10 protein-coding genes are annotated in these 17,386 nt (G+C 57.7%); all 10 read right to left on the reverse strand.

Annotated features, from left to right (window positions below):
• Positions 1 to 85 precede the first annotated feature (85 nt).
• Complete coding sequence (locus BN1129_RS15960; RefSeq protein ID WP_042037786.1) at positions 86 to 1,720, reverse strand: DUF3466 family protein; 1,635 nt, start codon at positions 1,718 to 1,720, stop codon at positions 86 to 88.
• A gap of 8 nt (positions 1,721 to 1,728) precedes the next feature.
• Positions 1,729 to 3,639, reverse strand: coding sequence for an ATP-binding cassette ATPase Uup (gene uup, locus BN1129_RS15965; protein WP_042037787.1), 1,911 nt, complete (start codon positions 3,637 to 3,639; stop codon positions 1,729 to 1,731).
• 72 nt (positions 3,640 to 3,711) lie between these two features.
• The gene (locus BN1129_RS15970) at positions 3,712 to 3,942 is read right to left on the reverse strand and encodes a glutaredoxin family protein (RefSeq protein WP_042037790.1); all 231 of its coding nucleotides are present in this window, start codon (positions 3,940 to 3,942) and stop codon (positions 3,712 to 3,714) included.
• Positions 3,942 to 6,119: a bifunctional 23S rRNA (guanine(2069)-N(7))-methyltransferase RlmK/23S rRNA (guanine(2445)-N(2))-methyltransferase RlmL gene (rlmKL, locus tag BN1129_RS15975; RefSeq protein ID WP_042037791.1), complete on the reverse strand. Its 2,178-nt coding sequence runs from the start codon at positions 6,117 to 6,119 to the stop codon at positions 3,942 to 3,944. Before rlmKL ends, BN1129_RS15970 begins: the two co-directional genes overlap by 1 nt.
• Positions 6,120 to 6,846: 727 nt before the next feature.
• Entirely contained in the window at positions 6,847 to 7,350 is a 504-nt protein-coding gene (locus BN1129_RS15980) for a hypothetical protein (protein WP_042037792.1), read from the reverse strand.
• Positions 7,351 to 7,612: 262 nt separating this feature from the next.
• On the reverse strand, positions 7,613 to 8,149 hold the full coding sequence (locus BN1129_RS15985) for a cell division protein ZapC (RefSeq protein ID WP_042037794.1): 537 nt from the start codon (positions 8,147 to 8,149) through the stop codon (positions 7,613 to 7,615).
• 87 nt (positions 8,150 to 8,236) lie between these two features.
• Positions 8,237 to 9,247: a quinone-dependent dihydroorotate dehydrogenase gene (gene pyrD / locus BN1129_RS15990; RefSeq protein ID WP_042037796.1), complete on the reverse strand. Its 1,011-nt coding sequence runs from the start codon at positions 9,245 to 9,247 to the stop codon at positions 8,237 to 8,239.
• A gap of 46 nt (positions 9,248 to 9,293) precedes the next feature.
• On the reverse strand, positions 9,294 to 14,135 hold the full coding sequence (locus tag BN1129_RS15995) for an NAD-glutamate dehydrogenase (RefSeq protein WP_042037797.1): 4,842 nt from the start codon (positions 14,133 to 14,135) through the stop codon (positions 9,294 to 9,296).
• Positions 14,136 to 14,413: 278 nt separating this feature from the next.
• On the reverse strand, positions 14,414 to 14,635 hold the full coding sequence (locus BN1129_RS16000; RefSeq protein ID WP_042037798.1) for a DUF2835 family protein: 222 nt from the start codon (positions 14,633 to 14,635) through the stop codon (positions 14,414 to 14,416).
• A 119-nt stretch (positions 14,636 to 14,754) separates the two neighbouring features.
• Positions 14,755 to 17,379 carry an aminopeptidase N gene (gene pepN, locus BN1129_RS16005; RefSeq protein ID WP_042037799.1) on the reverse strand — a complete coding sequence of 875 codons (2,625 nt, stop codon included), beginning with the start codon at positions 17,377 to 17,379 and terminating at the stop codon, positions 14,755 to 14,757.
• Positions 17,380 to 17,386 lie beyond the last annotated feature (7 nt).

Below are 17,386 nucleotides of genomic sequence, written 5' to 3' on the forward strand. Positions count from 1 at the left end.
GACAGGGTCAAACAAAAAATTCCATGCTATCCGGTCATTGTGACACAAGACACTGAACCACATTAATTTTTAGTGACATGCCTTTTTATCGTTGGTAACGGCGCAGCCAGGTAAACGGCAGAGCCAGCAGAGTCAACCAGAACAGGCTGCCACCACCGCTGCCGCCATCCTGGCCAGTCTGGTTATTGACCGGCGCATTGGCAACCAGGTAGTTGGCAGGTTCATCGTTTTTGAAATCTTTCACAACCGGTGCCAGCTTCACGCTGACCACAGTAGCATTGCTGCGGTTGTTGAGATCGCTCTCGCTGTTGTAGCGATAAGCCGTCGCCGCCACGGTACCATTTGTGCTGATGCCGCTGGCATAAACGATGTGATAGTAGTAGCCGTTCTGGGCACACTGCTTGGCACCGGCATCGTCCAGACCACAGATGAGGTCGTTCAGATACCAGTTGTTGCCGGTCGCCGCGTTGAGCAGGAAACCTTCCTGCATGCGGTTGGTACCATTGACCACGGGTTGGGTCTGGTGACGAGAATCACGCCAGCCAACGACCATATTGTGGTTGTTGATGGCAGCCGCTTCTGAGCCTGCACCGCTGATTGGGCGGTCTTGTAACGGCACACTCGCCGTCTGTTGGGTGTTCAAGTTGAACACAAACATCTCGACCGGGCGGTTCTGGCCCTTGTTGATGCGATAGAGCTGGTTGCCAATCACATAACCGTTGTCATTGACCCCCACAGCCCAGCTGTGTTGCAGCTTGGCGTCATCCTTGCCCGGCTCGCCTTCGGCCAGCGGTATGATTTTGGTGGTGCCCACCTTGCTGTTATCCAGATCCAGCGTCCAGTATGCCGCCAGGTTGCGGCCATCCAGGTAGTTGGTACCTATCTCGCCGGTAGAGGAGTAACCCACCCCGTACAGGCTGCCGTTGAATTCACCAACGGCGAGCGCGGAGGCGGTCTGCACCACCTCGTTGCGACCACGGGCATATTCATTGGCCTGGACCAGCTTGTTGAAGGTGCCGGCGCTGTCGAGCAACCAGAAGCTTGCCTGGGTGTTGAGTCCCGGGCAGTAGCGATAGTCACCATACTGACCATCGTTACCGGCGAAGCACCAGTTATAGGGCTCGGAATTGACGGCGATGTTCTTGCCGGTGGCCGCGGTGCCGGTCACCAGATACTGGCCATTGTCCAGCTTCTTGATGCTGGTCGGCACGCTCAGACTGTGGCTGCTGGCACCATCCTTGAGGTTGACACTGTTGCCGTCATTAACGACGGCAAATGCGGTGCGCAGCTTGCCATTCATCTTGTAACCGACCTGAGTACCAGGCACGTCACCCAGTGCAGTCACCAGACCGTCAACTTCACTGCGAACGACATAACCCACGTTGCTGCGTTGATCGACAGCATCCAGGAAATCACGACGCCACTGGAAGGCGAAGTTGCTGTTGTCGCTCCAGAAGGCGCTGCAGACCGAGTTGGAGAGCATGCAGCCCTGCTCAAAACGGAAACGATCGACCAGGAAGTCGGCAAACTGCACGGTCGAGAAGTGCTCGGCCATGTTGTTTTTGGTGTTGATGCCGATGAGCCCGTTGCCATCGGCACTGATCCCGCTGGCATATCCCTTGTCAGACCCGTCGACAATGGTGAAAAAGGGGCTTTGTGCCACCTGGGCATGCAGGCTGGCGCTGACCAGAATGGCCAGCATGGATAATTGCTTTTTCATCTACTTCCTTAGTCCTGATGTTTCAACGCTTCCAACTCCTCCCAACGGGAGAAGGCTTGTTCCAATGCAGCCTCTGCTGCATTCAGGGCATCCAGTTTGAGCTGGGTTTGATCGCTCGGCAGGGCGAAGAAACCGGGATGGTTTACCTCGGCCTGCAGGGCATCAAGCTCCGTCTCCAGCTGTTCCAGTCGTGCAGGCAGATTATCCAGCTCCAGCTGCAACTTGTAAGAGAGTTTTTTGGTTTTTGTGACCACCTGGCTCGCCACAGCGGCAGACTCTGGCGTTTTGGCCTGCGCCACTTTCGCCGCCTGCTGCGTGCTTTGCAAGGCACGGGTCGCCATCATGTCGGCATACCCCCCCACGTAATCACTGATACGGCCATCCCCTTCAAACAGCCAGCAACCAGTCACAGTGTTGTCGATAAACCGACGATCGTGGCTCACCAGCAACAGGGTGCCAGGATAGTCTGCCAGCAGCTCTTCCAGCAGTTCCAGCGTTTCGACATCCAGGTCGTTGGTTGGTTCATCGAGGATCAGTAAATTACTGGGCTTCAAGAACAATTTGGCCAACAGTAAACGGTTTTTTTCGCCTCCTGACAAGGCTTTCACCGGGGTACGTGCCCGCTTGGGTTCAAACAGGAAGTCCTGCAGGTAACCCAGAATGTGGCGGGAACGACCGCGTACCATCACTTCCTGCTTGCCCTCCCCCACGTTCTCCATCACCGTCTGCTCGGGATCGAGCTGATCACGATACTGGTCAAAGTAGGCGACTTCCAGCTTGGTGCCGCCCTTGACCAGGCCACGGCTGGGGTCGAGCTGACCAAGCAGTAACTTGATAAGCGTCGATTTGCCGCAACCGTTGGGGCCCACCAGAGCAATCTTGTCGCCGCGCAGCACTTGCAGATCCAGCCCCTGGAACAGGGTACGATCGCCAAAGTCGAGCCCCAGCCCTTCGGTTTCGAACACCAGCTTGCCGGAACGATTCACATCGTCCATTTGCAGCTTGGCCTTGCCCTGCAGCTCGCGACGCTGGGAACGCTCCATTCGCATGGCCTCGAGGGCACGAACACGCCCTTCGTTGCGCGTGCGGCGCGCCTTGATGCCCTGACGCACCCACACCTCCTCCTGGGCCAGCTTGCGATCGAATTCGGCGTTTTTCAGCTCCTCGACCCGCAGCCACTCCTCTTTACCCAGCAGGTACTGATCGTAGTTGCCAGGCCAGGAGGTGATCTCGCCGCGATCCAGGTCGATGATCCGGGTCGCCAGCTTGTGGATAAACTCCCGATCGTGAGAGATGAAGACGATGGCGCCGCGAAAATCCTTGAGGAACTCTTCAAGCCAGTTGATGGCTTCGATGTCCAGGTGGTTGGTCGGCTCATCCAGCAGCAACAGATCGGGGTCACAGGCCAGTGCCCGGGCCAGTGCGACTTTGCGCAACCAGCCACCGGAGAGGCTATCCAGGGTCGCGTCGGGATCGAGGTTCAGCAGGGTCAGCACCTGGCTGATACGGGTTTCGAACTGCCAGCCATTCTGATAATCGAGCTGTTCTTGCAGCTCGCTCATGATGCGAATGTTGGCATCGCTGGGATCGTGGGCCAGCTCCATGGAGATATGGTGATACTGCTTGAGCAGCTCGCCGACACCAGCCAGCCCTTCGGCCGTGTAGTCAAACACGGTCAGATCGCTGGAGGCGGGCGGATCTTGCTCGAGGCGAGTGACCTTCAGATCCTGCTGTTGCACCATGCGGCCATCATCGAGCGGCAGTTCGCCGGCGATGACTTTCATCAGGGTGGACTTGCCTGCCCCGTTGCGCCCGACCAGACAGAGACGCTCACCGCGCTCTATGCTGAGCTCGGCATTGTCGAGCAACGGGAAGTCACTGAACGACAAGCAAGCGCCGTGCAATGTTAAAAGAGCCATTTTCGTTCCTTATTTCATATGAAAAAACGGGCGACAGACTGGGCCTGCTCCCGTTTCATCGTCAAATCAGCATTAATCCTGACGTGCAATCCAGGCCTTCAACTCAACCCGTGTGAAGGGCCAGCCCAGCTCACGCCCTGCCTCATCCCGCAGCACCGGAATGCGCACCCGATAGGCGGCAAGCCACTGGGCATCGTCCATGATGTCGCACTGGCGAGTCTGGGCAGCCAGTCCGGCCTCTTCCACCAGCCCCCATGCTTGTTCGCACAGATGGCAGCCATCGGTGTGAAACAGGGTCAGCATCAAGCTTCTGCTGGCGCCTCGGCGTGGGTGATGATCCAGCAGTTGTGGATATGCTGGTTACGCTCGAAGTCCTTCGGTCGGGTCTGCTGGGTGATGTTGCGAGCCTTAAGACCTGCGGCCTCAAGGCCAGCCAGATCCATCTTGAAGTGGCGCTTGTTGTTGGAAAACACCAGGGTGCCATCGACCGCCAGCAGACGCTTCAGGTGCTGCATCAGCAGCAGGTGATCGCGCTGTACGTCGAAGCTCTCGTCCATCCGCTTGGAGTTGGAGAACGTCGGCGGATCGATAAAGATGAGGTCGTACTGCTCATCCGCTTCCGACAACCACTTCAGGCAATCGGCCTGCACAAACTTGTGCTGACGGCCCACCAGCGAGTTGAGCCGCATGTTGTCCTGCGCCCAATTCAGGTAGGTGTGGGACATGTCGACCGTGGTGGTCTCGCTGGCACCGCCAAGACCTGCGTGCACAGTGGCACTGCCGGTATAGGCGAACAGGTTCAGGAAGCGTTTGCCCTTGGCCATCTGACCCAGCATGCGGCGAGTCTGACGGTGGTCGAGGAACAGGCCGGTATCCAGATAGTCGTAGAGGTTGACCCACAGACGGGCACCGTACTCCTGCACTTCCATCCGGTGCTGCTCGGCGGCGAGCTTCTGATACTGCTGTTTGCCCTCCTGACGCTCGCGCACTTTCAGGATCACCTTTTCGCCGTCCATGCCGGTCACCTTGATGGCGGCCTGCACCATGTCGAGCAGACGCTGGCGGGTCTTCTGAGCGGGGATGTCCTTGGGCGCGGCATACTCCTGCACCACCAGATAGTCCTGATAGCGGTCGATGGCGGCGTTGTATTCCGGCAAGTCGGCGTCATAGAGGCGATAGCAATCGATGCCCTCTTTGTTGGCCCACTTCTCGAGGGTTTTAAGATTTTTGCGCAGACGGTTGGCAAAGTCCTGCGCCACCTCTTTTTGAGATGCCACGGAGTCCAGTGCAATCTGGTAATTGCGCAGCTGACACTCGAGCGCCCCGTTGAACAGACGATATTGCTTGTCGGCACGCAGACGCAGGCAACTCAAGAGCTCGGGCGAGGCAGAGAGAATGGAAACGCGCCAGCCCTGGAAGCTACGACGCAGGGCATCGCCGAGAGCCTGGTGCACTTCCAGCAGCGCCGGGAATTCGCCAAGACGCTCGCCATAGGGCGGGTTGGAGATCAGCATGCCGACCTGACGAGCCTCCCCTTCGACGCTAGCCATCGGCAAGGGGTTATCCAGTGCACTGACTTCGGCCTGCTTGAAGGTAATCAGGTGCGCCACCCCGGCCGCCTTGGCGTTATCGCGGGCCTTCATCAGCACGCGGGGGTCGGCATCGCAGCCAAACAGCTTCACTTCGCAGCGCTGCATGCCGCGCTTGGCGCGCACCTGGGCTTCCATCATCAGGCTCTGCCACAGCTCGCTGTCGTGTTGCAGCCAGCGATCAAAACCGAAGCGCTCGCGGCGCAGGGCCGGCGCCATGTCGGCAGCAATGAAGGCCGCTTCGATGAGCAGGGTACCTGAACCGCACATGGGGTCCATCATGGGCTCACCGGCCCAGCCGCTACGGGCTATCATGGCGCAGGCCAGGTTCTCTTTGAGCGGCGCTTCGCCTGTGCCCTGACGATAGAAACGCTGGTGCAGCGCCGGGCCTGACAAGTCCAGCGTGATATTGGCCTTGCCTTTGCCCAGGTGCGCCATGATGCGGATATCCGGCGACTTCTTGTCCACATCCGGGCGCACGTGACCACGCTTGGTGAAGCGATCGACGATGGCATCCTTGATTTTCAACGCGCCGTACTGGGTATTGCGAATGGCGGGGTTGGTACCGGTAAAGTCCACCGCTATGGTGGAGGTACCGGAGAAGTGCTCTTCCCAGGGGATGGTGTGGGCGCCCAGATAGAGATCCAGATCGTCGTTCATCTGGAATTCGGACAGCACCAGCACGATACGGGAGGCAAAACGGCTCCACAGGCAGGCCTTGTAGCCGATCGCCAGTTCGCCTTTAAAGTGGGCGCCAGCCACGGTCTCACGGACCTGCTCTGCGCCCAGGGTGGTCAGCTCATCGGCCAACAGGTTTTCCAGCCCCTTGGGGCAGGTTGCAAAAAATTCTTTCATCACGCTCACGGGGAACCCATAAAAATAGTGCCGCATTATACCTTAAGAGCCGATCCGGAGCAGCAAAAGCTTGGTGATGACGCCAGAAACAGGGCGTTTCTCCCCGCCCATTCCGCCATCCCTTGATACCAGGTCAGCCATGCCAGACATCCGATGATGCCTTGGGCCAGGCCAGCTGATGGGGTGACAGGGCATCGCCGCACACTCGCGGCAACCTGTGTCGAGCAACAACACTCTTGCCAGCAGGCAAATATCATCGACATCCGTGACGCAGCGAATATAAACACATCATGACTGCCATATTTGACAGGCGCCAAACAAGGCTCTCTGAGTTATTGTCCTTGCGACAAAGCATGTACTTTCGTTACCCCGTGTTTTGCCCTCCCGTTATCGTCCGTATACAGGAGGGCTATTTTTTACTGTCCGCTTCCCCCATTTGTTAAACTGCCAGACTGTCATATCTATCAGGTTTCAGGCACCACCATAAGCCTTAGACTAGTTTGGTGGCTGGAATAACAGCTTATCCCTCCTGTAGAGTGTTTTTCAGCCCTCTCATCTTCTTGATGCGAGGGCATTTTTGTTAGCTGCATTAGAGTATGAAAATAATGCTGTTGGCCACAATCGACATCTGGATTGAAAAACTTGCTTGCTTTGGATGATGTCACTGGATACTTATCATTCGTGCTCTATTCAGACTGACTTGGCCATAGCCAAATATAAGAAACCCGCATCTCGCGGGTCTTTTATAGCCAGAAAAATGGCATCAAATTGCCCAACGCAGACCGAATGATGTCACCGCCACGTGTTTTCTGCCGGGCACATTATCCAGCCTGGGGGCATACCCGATTTCCAGAGCCAGATTTTTATACCCCAGGCTGACTACCGGCAATACCGCAAAGCCATTGATGCCTGAGCCATCAAGATAACCAGCCTGCAGCCCCAGACCGGCGAAGAAGCTCTCGGTGAGATACCACTCCTTGCGATACATAAAGCCTGCATAGACCGCAAATTTTTCGTAAGAGTCCTCATAGCCACCACCACGCAATGAGAGTTTGCCGGTATCGCTATCCCCCAGAAAAACCCAATCTACCCCAAGGCCCGGGTTGATATTGTTGAAGTCACAGGTTTTTCCGTGCGGTCCTTTTGCCGCTTGGCAATCACTGTGGATTGATGCTCCATAGATGAGGACCGACAGATCTTCTGTCGCAGAGACTGTGAAAGGCAGAAATAATAAACTACTGGTTAGTAGATACTTGTTTATTGTCATGAGTCGTTTCCCTGATCATGTTGCTGACACGTATCAACCGGATACACATCTATTACACAGCACAATTTCGAGACTACGGTGTTTACAGGTGAGCCTCAAGTGGCACAGCTCACATTTACAGGGTTAATAGCGGTGAACGAGAAAAAATATCAGTGTGACCAGGCAGGAATTGTCATGTTGCATTCATAATGAAGAGAAATACCCTGAGTCAGGATGACATCAGGTTATTTTTCCCCCTCCGACAGAAGACAAGAGCGAAATATCACCCCACCTGACGGTATTGTGTCTGGGCCGGTACTCTGGCGATCATGCGGTTGTTCATGACCTTGATCACCCCGAAACGGGGCAGGATCTTGCTGGCGGTCAACATCAGATCATCCGTCAGATTCAAACAGACACTGGCCTGTTCACCCGCCTCGATCACCATGAATTCCCCCTTGCCATGAAGGGTGTTCATGCACACCAAGGCTCCGGTCTCAGGAATAATAAAGGGATGCACTTCACCAAAGAACCAGCTTTGCGGCATCATGGGTTTATAAAAGCGACTGACAGCGATGGCATTGAGTACCAACTGGACCTGATGGGGGGTGCTCCAGTCGAGTTCGACAGCCTTGTCCATCAACTGATAATAGAGGGCAGCATCGTCCACGCAAAAAGGCTGGGTAGTGAAGGAACAGGGTACAAGCTGGCGCCCTTTATATTCGGTAGCGAATATCATGCGATCGGATAAATCCAGCATCAGACGATCATGATGAGCATCATAATGCCACTGCCAATTGTCATTGGGTTGGATACACATGGGGGCGCCCTTACTGAAAGTCGTTACTCGACTTTATTCCATGTCGAGAATTTCAGCAACTTTAAATAAAGGGCACCCATTTATTTCTTAAATATGGGTCACAATCTCTTTGACCAGACTCGGGCCTTTATAAATAAAGCCGCTGTAGATCTGGACCAAACTGGCACCCGCTGCCAGCTTCTCCCGCGCTGCCATGGCGCTGTCTATGCCCCCCACCCCTATGATGGGCAGTGCGCCGTCCAGTGCCTTGGCCAGCTGACGGATCACCTCTGTGCTCTTGTGCTGCAACGGACGCCCACTGAGGCCACCCGCTTCACCGGCGTGGGGCATGTCATAGATCATCTCCCGCTCCAGGGTAGTATTGGTGGCTATCACGCCATCGATCCCGTTTTTGATCAAGGACGCGGCCACCTGATTAATTTCATCCAAACTCAAGTCCGGCGCAATTTTAACGGCGAGCGGCACGTACTTCTTATATTGGGCAGCCAGCTCCTGCTGACGAACCTTGAGCGCGGCCAGCAACTCATCGAGTGCATCGCCGTATTGCAGCTGGCGCAGACCTGGGGTATTGGGGGAAGAAATATTGACGGCAATATAGCCGGCATGATCATAAACCTTGTCCATGCAGATCAGATAGTCGTCTTTGCCCTGCTCTATCGGAGTGTCCTTGTTCTTGCCGATATTGATGCCGATGACACCCTGATATTTGGCTTTCTTGACCTGGGCGACCAGATGGTCAACACCCTTGTTGTTGAATCCCATCCGGTTGATGATCCCCTCTGCCGGAATAACCCGGAACAGACGAGGTTTGTCATTGCCACTCTGGGGCTTGGGGGTCACTGTACCTACTTCAATAAAGCCAAACCCCATGGCACCAAATGCATCGATACACTCCCCGTCCTTATCCAGACCCGCAGCCAGTCCGACCGGATTGGCAAAATAAAGCCCCATGACAGTGACGGGGCGTTTGGGCAGTGAATGGCGGAAGAAACAATCCAGTGGCGTACCGAGAAGGCGGGGCAAATATTTGATGGAGAGATCGTGTGCCTGTTCAGGATTGAGCTTGAACAAGAAATGCCTGGCGAGGGGGTACAACATTTTTGCTCCTTAAAAAAGCCCCGGCAACTGGCCGGGGCTTTAGGGGTTATGCCGAGGTTCGGCAATTCAACTGGAGCAGGTTCAACTCTCGCAAGGCCACCGAGAACTTGGCGAACTCGTGGGTGCTCGTGGTCTTGAAGTCGGCCAACATATGGGTCCAACGGGACAAGAGTTGCTCATGCTCCGAAATCCAGTCGGCCAGTATGGTAGCGCATTCTCCCTGATCTTTGCACCCTTCCAGTACCACAGATGTGAGACTGCGCTGCTGCCAGTCCAGATCTTCACGGAAGGAGGCCCGTGCCATCGCCTGCCAGTGGTTGCCCACCGGCTGATGGTTGATCTGCTCGAGGAACCAGTGCAGATCGAGCTTGGCACCGAGGCGATAGTAGACGTTGGCGGCGCGCAATATGTCGGTCTTGTGCTCCGCGGCAATCTGTGCCAAGTCCAGGCTGGAGAAGAGGCTGCTCATATGGACCACCTGACGGGCGATGGCATCCGGCACCTGCTTGGCCACCAGCGCAGCGACTGCCTGCTGGTGCTCGGCGACCTCGCTCTCGTCCATCACCTCGTAGAGGTGGGTCGCCAGGGTCTCGAACGCCGGGCGGAAGAACGCGATGTTCTCAGCGATGCTCCAGCTGCGATTGCGGGCACGCAGGAACCAGCGGGTGGCGCGGCGCACGATGCGGCGGCTGTAGAACATCAGTTCGAGCTGGATCTGGGCATCCACCTGGTTGTCGCACCCTTCGATGTCACGCCACAGGGCCCCCAGGCCAAACACCTCGCGGGCCATGGCGAAGCAGCAGGCCACTTCGGCCACCGAGGCGCCTGTCTCGTCCTTCATCCGGCTGGCGAAGTTGAGCCCCATGTCATTGACCAGCATGTTGGCCACCCGGGTCGCAATGATCTCGCCCCGCAGCGGATGCTGGGCCAGCTGGGCACCGAACTGCTGCTGCAGCTTGGTCGGGAAGCTGGTGACCAGCATGTTGGCCAGGAAGGGCTCCTCGGTGACCTCCGGGCAGTTGAGCTGCTCCTTGAGCACCATCTTGCCGTAAGCCACCAGCACCGCCAGCTCGGGACGGGTCAAGCCCTGCCCTGCCGCCATCCGCTCGGACAGCTCCTCATCAGAGGGCAGGAACTCCAGCCCCCGATCCAGCTTGCCTTCGCGCTCCAGCCCCTGGATAAAGCGTTGCTGCTCCTTGAGCTGCTCGGTACCCCGGAAACTGGTGACCGAGATGGACTGGGACTGGCGGTAGGCGTTGGTGATAACAATCTGCGCCACGTCGTCGGTCATCTCATAGAGCATCTGGTTACGCTGCTTGAGGGTCAGATCGCCAGCGGCCACCAGCTGGTTGAGCAGGATCTTGATGTTGACCTCGTTGTCGGAGCAATCCACCCCGCCCACGTTGTCGGTAAAATCGGTGTTGATACGACCGCCCTGGCTGGCGTATTCGACACGGCCGAGCTGGGTAAAGCCCAGGTTGCCACCCTCACCGACTATGTGAGCACGCAGATCACGACCATTGACCCGCAGCACGTCGTTGCTGCGATCCCCCACTTCGGCATCGCTCTCGCGAGAACTCTTCACATAGGTGCCGATGCCCCCGTTCCAGAGCAGGTCCACATTCAGGCAGAGCAGCGCCTTGATCAGCTCGTTCGGCGCCATGCTGGCCTTGTCGGTACCGAGCAGGGTCTGGATCTGCGGGCTCAGCTTGATGGACTTGGCCGAGCGCAGGAAGATGCCGCCCCCTGCCGAAATGAGGTCGCGGTTATAGTCATCCCAGCTGGAACCCGGCAGCTCGAACAGCCGTTTGCGCTCGACAAAGCCCTTGGCCGCATGGGGCGTAGGGTCGATGAAAATGTGCATGTGGTTGAAGGCGCCCACCAGCCGGGTGTGCTCGGAGAGCAGCATGCCGTTGCCAAACACGTCCCCCGCCATGTCGCCGATGCCCACGCAGGTGAAATCGGTGGTCTGGCAGTTGATGCCGATCTCACGGAAGTGGCGCTTGACCGACTCCCAGGCGCCGCGCGCCGTGATACCCATCTTCTTGTGGTCATAACCGACCGAGCCGCCGGAGGCGAACGCATCGCCGAGCCAATGACCATATTCCTGGCTTATCTGGTTGGCGATGTCGGAGAAGGTAGCGGTGCCCTTGTCGGCCGCCACTACCAGGTAGTAGTCATCCTCGTCGTGGCGTACCACGGATGTTGGCGGGATCACCTCCCCCTGGATGATGTTGTCGGTCACATCGAGCAGACCACGGATGAACAGGCGATAGCAGGCCTTGCCCTCCTCCTGGATGACGGCACGGGCCGCCCCCACCGGCATCTGTTTGCAATAAAAACCGCCCTTGGCACCGACCGGCACTATCACTGTGTTCTTCACCTGCTGCGCCTTGACCAGACCCAGCACCTCGGTACGGAAATCTTCCTTGCGATCGGACCAGCGCAAACCACCACGGGCCACCTTGCCCCAGCGCAGATGCACCCCTTCCACCCGAGGTGAATAGACGAAGATCTCGAATTTCGGCAGCGGCAGCGGCATGTCGGTGATGCTGGAGGGTGCCAGCTTGAAGGAGACGTACGGCTTGACCTGACCGTCCTTGTCCAGCTGGTAGTAGTTGGTACGCAGGGTGGCGTCGATCATCTCCACATAGCGGCGGATGATGCGATCGTCATCCAGGTTCGCTACCTGATCCAGCTTGGCGGCCAGCTGCTCGTGGAGCTTGGCCTGTACCTTGGCATCCTGTTTGCCAGCCGGGTCGAGGCGCTGCTCGAACAGGGTGAACAGCAGCTGGGCGATGTCGGGATAACGGGTGAGCGTCTCTTCGATGTAAGACTGACTGAAGGAGACACCGGTCTGGCGCATGTACTTGGCGTAGGCACGCAACACCGAAACCTGACGGCCGGTGAGGTTGGCACCCAGGACCAGACGGTTGAAACCGTCATCTTCCAACTCCCGGCTCCAGACGGCCGCGAATGCCTGCTGGAAGCGCTGTTGGCTCTGTTCCAGATCAAACGGCTGATCGCCACGTAGCAGCATGGAGAAATCGAGGATCCAGAACACATCCCCAGCAGGGGTACGGACCTGATACGGGGTCTCGCCAATTACCCGCAGCCCCATGTTTTCCAGCATGGGCAGCACATCGGAGAGGTGAATGGGTTCGGTGCGGTGGAACAGCTTAAGGCGGACCCGGCGATCGTTCTCTTCCTCCTGGGCACGGTAGAACAGCATGCCAAGGGAATGGGTTTCACTGAGATTGTCCAGCTCAATGATGTCGGCCACGGCGGAGCCCGGCAATACATCTTCCTTGTAGGCACGGGGGAAGGCGGTGCTGAAACGACGACGCAGGGCATTGCCACGGGCCTCGCCATAATGGGTCAGCAGCACGGAGTCGAGTCGATCGTCCCAGCTGCGGGCCGCTTCAATCAGGTTGTTCTGCACTTCGTTCACGTCCACATCCACGTTGTTATTGTTGACCCGTACTATGTAATGGGTCCGCGCCAGCACGCCTTCGGAGAAGTAGACGTTGAACTCCACCTCTTCGCTGCTGCCGAAATACTTCTGCAGGATCTGCTGGGTCTTGACCCGCAGCGCCGTGTTATAGCGCTCCTTGGTGACATAGACCATGCAGGAGAAGAAACGACCGTAGAGGTCGCGGCGCACGAACAGCCGCAGCATGTCCCGCTCCTGCATCTCCAGCACGCCGAGACCGGTGGCCAGCAGCTCCTCTTCGCGCGCCTGGATCAGCTCATCGCGGGGATAGGTTTCCAGCACGTTGAGCAGGGCCTTGTAGGCGTGAGAGCCCTTCTCATGACCGGACGAGGCCATGATGCGCGCCAGCCGGTGGCTGATGAGCGGGATCTGGGTCGCACTGGTGTTGTAGATGGAAGAGGCATAGAGACCGATGAAGCGATCCTCCCCCACTACCTTGCCGTGCTCGTCAAAACGCTTGATGCCGATGTAATCCACATAGGCCGGACGGTGAACCCGGGACTTGCTGTTGGACTTGGTGAGGATCAGCAAATCAGAGCTCAGGGCCGCATGACGGGCACTGGCCGGCATGTTGCCAAGGCGCTGCCGCTCATCCTTGATGGAATTCTTCATCAGTCCCAGGCTGGAGTCCGACAACGGCAGGATCTCGTGATCCCCTTCCACCGCCTTGACGTCGTAGCGGCGATAGCCCATCAGGGTGAAGTTGTGGGCGGCCACCCACTTGAGGAAGGCAACACAGGAGGCGACATCCTCCTTGCTGACCGGGTTCTTGCGCTTGGGCAGCTCGTCAATGATCTCGTTCAGGCGACCCAGCATGGGCTGCCAGTCGCCGACCGCCAGGGCCACTTCACCGGCAACCGAGTTGAGCTCGGTGGCCAGCGCCTCCATCTGGTCGTCACTGGTCAAGTGATCGATCTCGATAAGGAAGGCGGTTTCGACCGATGTCTGCCCTGCCGTGTTGTCGAGATCCAGAATGGCGCTGATCTTGCCATCCGCACCACGGATCAGGTGCAGCGGCTGGTGCAACATCATGTGGGCCGTGATGTTGAGGCGCTTGAGGGTCATGCGGATGGAGTCCACCAGGAAGGGAGAGTCCTGCAGTATGATCTCGACGATGGTGTGGGGAGACTGCCAGCCGTGGCGGGTCAGCTCGGGATTGTAGACCCGGATGTAGGGCTCCGTGCTGGTACGCTGGTTGAGCGCATTCCACAGGCTGAGCGCGGCGCCGTAGAGATCGCTGTCATTGCGATCATGCAGATCGGTGCTGGCCATGTTGCCGTAGAACTTGGCAACGAAGCATTCGACCAGGGAGGCACTCTTCTTGGGCAACTTCTGATGGATCAGGCTGAGAACGTTTTCGAGCAGAACTGAGGTAGGGGCGTCTTTCAATGCCATTGCTATATTCCTTATCGGACGACATTAACCACCGACGGAAAGACATCCACCCTGGATGCCCACCGGTACAGAGTTGCTGCGCAGTGTAATGTCTTGGATCAAGGAAGGCGAGAAAAGGTGATAAGGAGATGTTAAAAACAAGGGGCAGATCACGGCTTGAGCTGTGAAAAATTTTGCCAATTTGGCAAAAAACAGAAAATCCCACTGGATGATCACGGATTTACCAGATAGATAGTGATTGAAAGCAGATAATTACTCGGGATCCTGTTCAGATTTTGTTAATTTATGCGTTCCAGGCTGATAAAGCGATAATCATCCTGGGTGTTCAGCCGAAAATAGCCGTATACACCATTGATAGCGACGAATGGCCGGATTTTTTCCAAGGCCAACTCTATGGTCAGGCCCTGCTCGGTACGCACCACCAGCCGTCTGGCATGGCCCTGATACATCAGCATGATCTCATCGCTGTTGAGCGACAGCCGGAAAGTAAACTGCTTCACTGTGACTCCTGATAAAAAACACCTATGGACGGCCACCACAGAGCGATCGCGCCGGTGCCTTGACATCCTGCGCGACAAACAGGGCAGGAGAGCCGGCTCCCCTGCCCTGCACCACTCGATTACTGCTGCAACGCCTTGCTTATCTTTTCGAACAGATCCCGTGCCAGCCCGTCCAGGTTGAACAGCCGGAGCAGCTCTGCGCGGATCAGCGCCTTGCGTGCCTCATCCAGTCGTTTGAACTGGATGAGCGGGGTGATGAGGCGAGACGCCACCTGAGGATTGACTTCGTTGAGCTCGATCAGCAGATCGGTCAGGAAGCGGTAACCACTGCCGTCGACAGCGTGGAACTGCACCTGGTTGTTCATGGCAAAGCTGCCGATCAGCGCACGCAGCCGGTTCGGGTTGCGAATGCTGAAGGTGGGGTGGGCCATCGCCTGGCGCACCTCGACCAGCACGTCGGCGGCAGGTTTGCTGCCCACCAGCCGCAGCCAGTTGTCCAGTACCAGTCCATCCCTGGCCCACTTGCCCTCGAAGTCCGCCAGCAAGGCTGCCCGACATGGCAGCAGATAGCCGTTGGCCACCTGCAGCGCCGCCAGGGTATCCGTCATGTTGTCGGCATCCGCATACTGCTCGCGCACCAACGCATCGGCATGCCCGGAATTCAGTGCCGCCAGATAACCGAGCACCACTCCTTTGAGGGTCCGTTTGGCCATATCGGCGTGCACCACCTGATAACCGGTCAAACGCAAGCGCTGGTAAGTGGCCGTCAGCCTGGCCCCGAACGCCTGCGCCAGCGAGGTGTGAATGGTATCCCGCACCTGATGGATGGCATCGATATCGGCCACCTCGAACAGCTCGGCCAGGGTAGCCTCCCCCGGCAGCGCCAGGATCTCCGCCTTGAGAGCCGGGTCCAGCTCGTCATCGTCCAGAATGGCGACAAAGGCAGCCAGCAGGGTCTGGGAGAGCTCAACCCCCTGCCCGTGCTGGACCCGCGCTACCCCGCCGATGACCGCCTTGTTGATCAGCATCTGGGCTGCATCCCAGCGGGCAAACTCGTTGCGGGCAAAGCGCATCAGAAAGGCGAGCGCTTCATCGCTGTAGTCGTAGTGCAGCTTGACCGGCGCGGAGAAGTCCCGCAGCAGGGAAGGAACCGGCTTGACCGGCACCTGATCGAACACTAAGGTCTGCTCCTCGTCCAGCACGTCGAGCACGTTACCGATGGCCTTGCCCTGATATTGCAGCGCAATGACGGCACCTTGTTCGTCATAGAGTTCGATGTCCAGCGGGATGTGCAACGGCAGTTTTTGCGGCTGCTCCTGAGTCGGCGGGGTGTGCTGGCTCACATGGAGGCGATAAACGCCGCTGGCGGCATCGTACTCGTCAGTGACGGTCAGCTCCGGCGTGCCGGACTGGCTGTACCAGCGGCGGAAACGGCCGAGATCCACACCGGAAGCATCCTCCATCGCCTGCACGAAATCATCGCAGGTGACCGCCTGGCCATCGTGGCGCTCGAAGTAGAGCTTCATCCCGGCTTGGAAGTTGGCTTCCCCCAGCAGGGTGTGCAGCATGCGGATCACTTCCGAGCCCTTCTCGTAGACGGTCAGGGTGTAGAAGTTGTTCATCTCTATCACCACATCCGGGCGGATGGGGTGTGCCATGGGACCGGCGTCCTCGGCAAACTGCGGACCGCGCACGGTACGCACATTGTTGATGCGGTTGACGCCGCGTGAACCCAGATCGGAGGAGAACTCCTGATCCCGGAACACGGTCAGCCCCTCTTTGAGGCTGAGTTGGAACCAGTCACGGCAGGTAACGCGGTTGCCGGTCCAGTTGTGAAAGTATTCGTGGCCGATCACCCGCTCGATGCCGTGGTAGTCGACGTCGGTAGCGGTAGCCGGATTGGCCAGCACGAACCTGGAGTTGAAGATATTGAGTCCCTTGTTCTCCATGGCGCCCATGTTGAAAAAGTCCACCGCCACGATCATGTAGATGTCGAGATCATATTCGAGGCCGAAGCGCTGTTCGTCCCAGCGCATGGAGTGGATAAGGCTCTCCATGGCAAAACCGGCGCGGTCCAGATTGCCCTTGTCGACGAAGATCTCGAGGGCGACCTTGCGGCCGCTTTTGGTGGTGTAGTGGCTACGCTCTACATCGAAATCACCGGCCACCAGCGCAAACAGGTAGCTCGGTTTGGGGAAGGGATCCTGCCACTGTACGAAATGGCGGCCGCCATCGAGCTCACCGCTGTCGACCTTGTTGCCATTGGAGAGCAGGAAGGGATATTTGGCCTTGTCGGCAGTGATGCGGGTGCTGTAGCGCGCCAGGATGTCGGGCCTGTCCAGGTAATAGGTGATCCGGCGGAATCCTTCGGCCTCACACTGGGTGCAGTAGGCATCGCCAGACTTGTAAAGTCCTTCCAGGGCAGTGTTGGCGGCAGGGTCCAGCAGGGTAACGACTGTCAGCACGCATTCGGCCGGCAGGTTGAACAGCGTCAGGCTGCTCTCCCCCTGCTCATACTCTTGATAAGGCACACCATCCACACTGACACTGTGCAGGGAGAGTCCCTCCCCATCCAGTACCAGCGGCGCATTGTGTTCACCGTTGCGACGCAGACGGGAGATGGCGGTGACCTGGGTCAGCGGCTCCTGCAGTTGAAAATCGAGATCTATGCTGTCGATCCAGTAGAGCGGAGCCTGATAATCCTGGCGATATTTGGCCGTCATGGCCTGGGAGTGATCGGTCATTATTGTT

Source organism: Aeromonas popoffii, from assembly GCF_000820025.1.
In the GTDB taxonomy this organism is placed as follows: domain Bacteria; phylum Pseudomonadota; class Gammaproteobacteria; order Enterobacterales; family Aeromonadaceae; genus Aeromonas; species Aeromonas popoffii.

Bases quoted from the DNA above. Each gene is read 5' to 3' on its own strand.
- BN1129_RS15960 (WP_042037786.1), bottom strand. From the start codon at position 1,720: ATGAAAAAGCAATTATCCATGCTGGCCATTCTGGTCAGCGCCAGCCTG.
- uup (WP_042037787.1), bottom strand. From the start codon at position 3,639: ATGGCTCTTTTAACATTGCACGGCGCTTGCTTGTCGTTCAGTGACTTC.
- BN1129_RS15970 (WP_042037790.1), bottom strand. From the start codon at position 3,942: ATGCTGACCCTGTTTCACACCGATGGCTGCCATCTGTGCGAACAAGCA.
- rlmKL (WP_042037791.1), bottom strand. From the start codon at position 6,119: ATGCGGCACTATTTTTATGGGTTCCCCGTGAGCGTGATGAAAGAATTT.
- BN1129_RS15980 (WP_042037792.1), bottom strand. From the start codon at position 7,350: ATGACAATAAACAAGTATCTACTAACCAGTAGTTTATTATTTCTGCCT.
- BN1129_RS15985 (WP_042037794.1), bottom strand. From the start codon at position 8,149: ATGTGTATCCAACCCAATGACAATTGGCAGTGGCATTATGATGCTCAT.
- pyrD (WP_042037796.1), bottom strand. From the start codon at position 9,247: ATGTTGTACCCCCTCGCCAGGCATTTCTTGTTCAAGCTCAATCCTGAA.
- BN1129_RS15995 (WP_042037797.1), bottom strand. From the start codon at position 14,135: ATGGCATTGAAAGACGCCCCTACCTCAGTTCTGCTCGAAAACGTTCTC.
- pepN (WP_042037799.1), bottom strand. From the start codon at position 17,379: ATGACCGATCACTCCCAGGCCATGACGGCCAAATATCGCCAGGATTAT.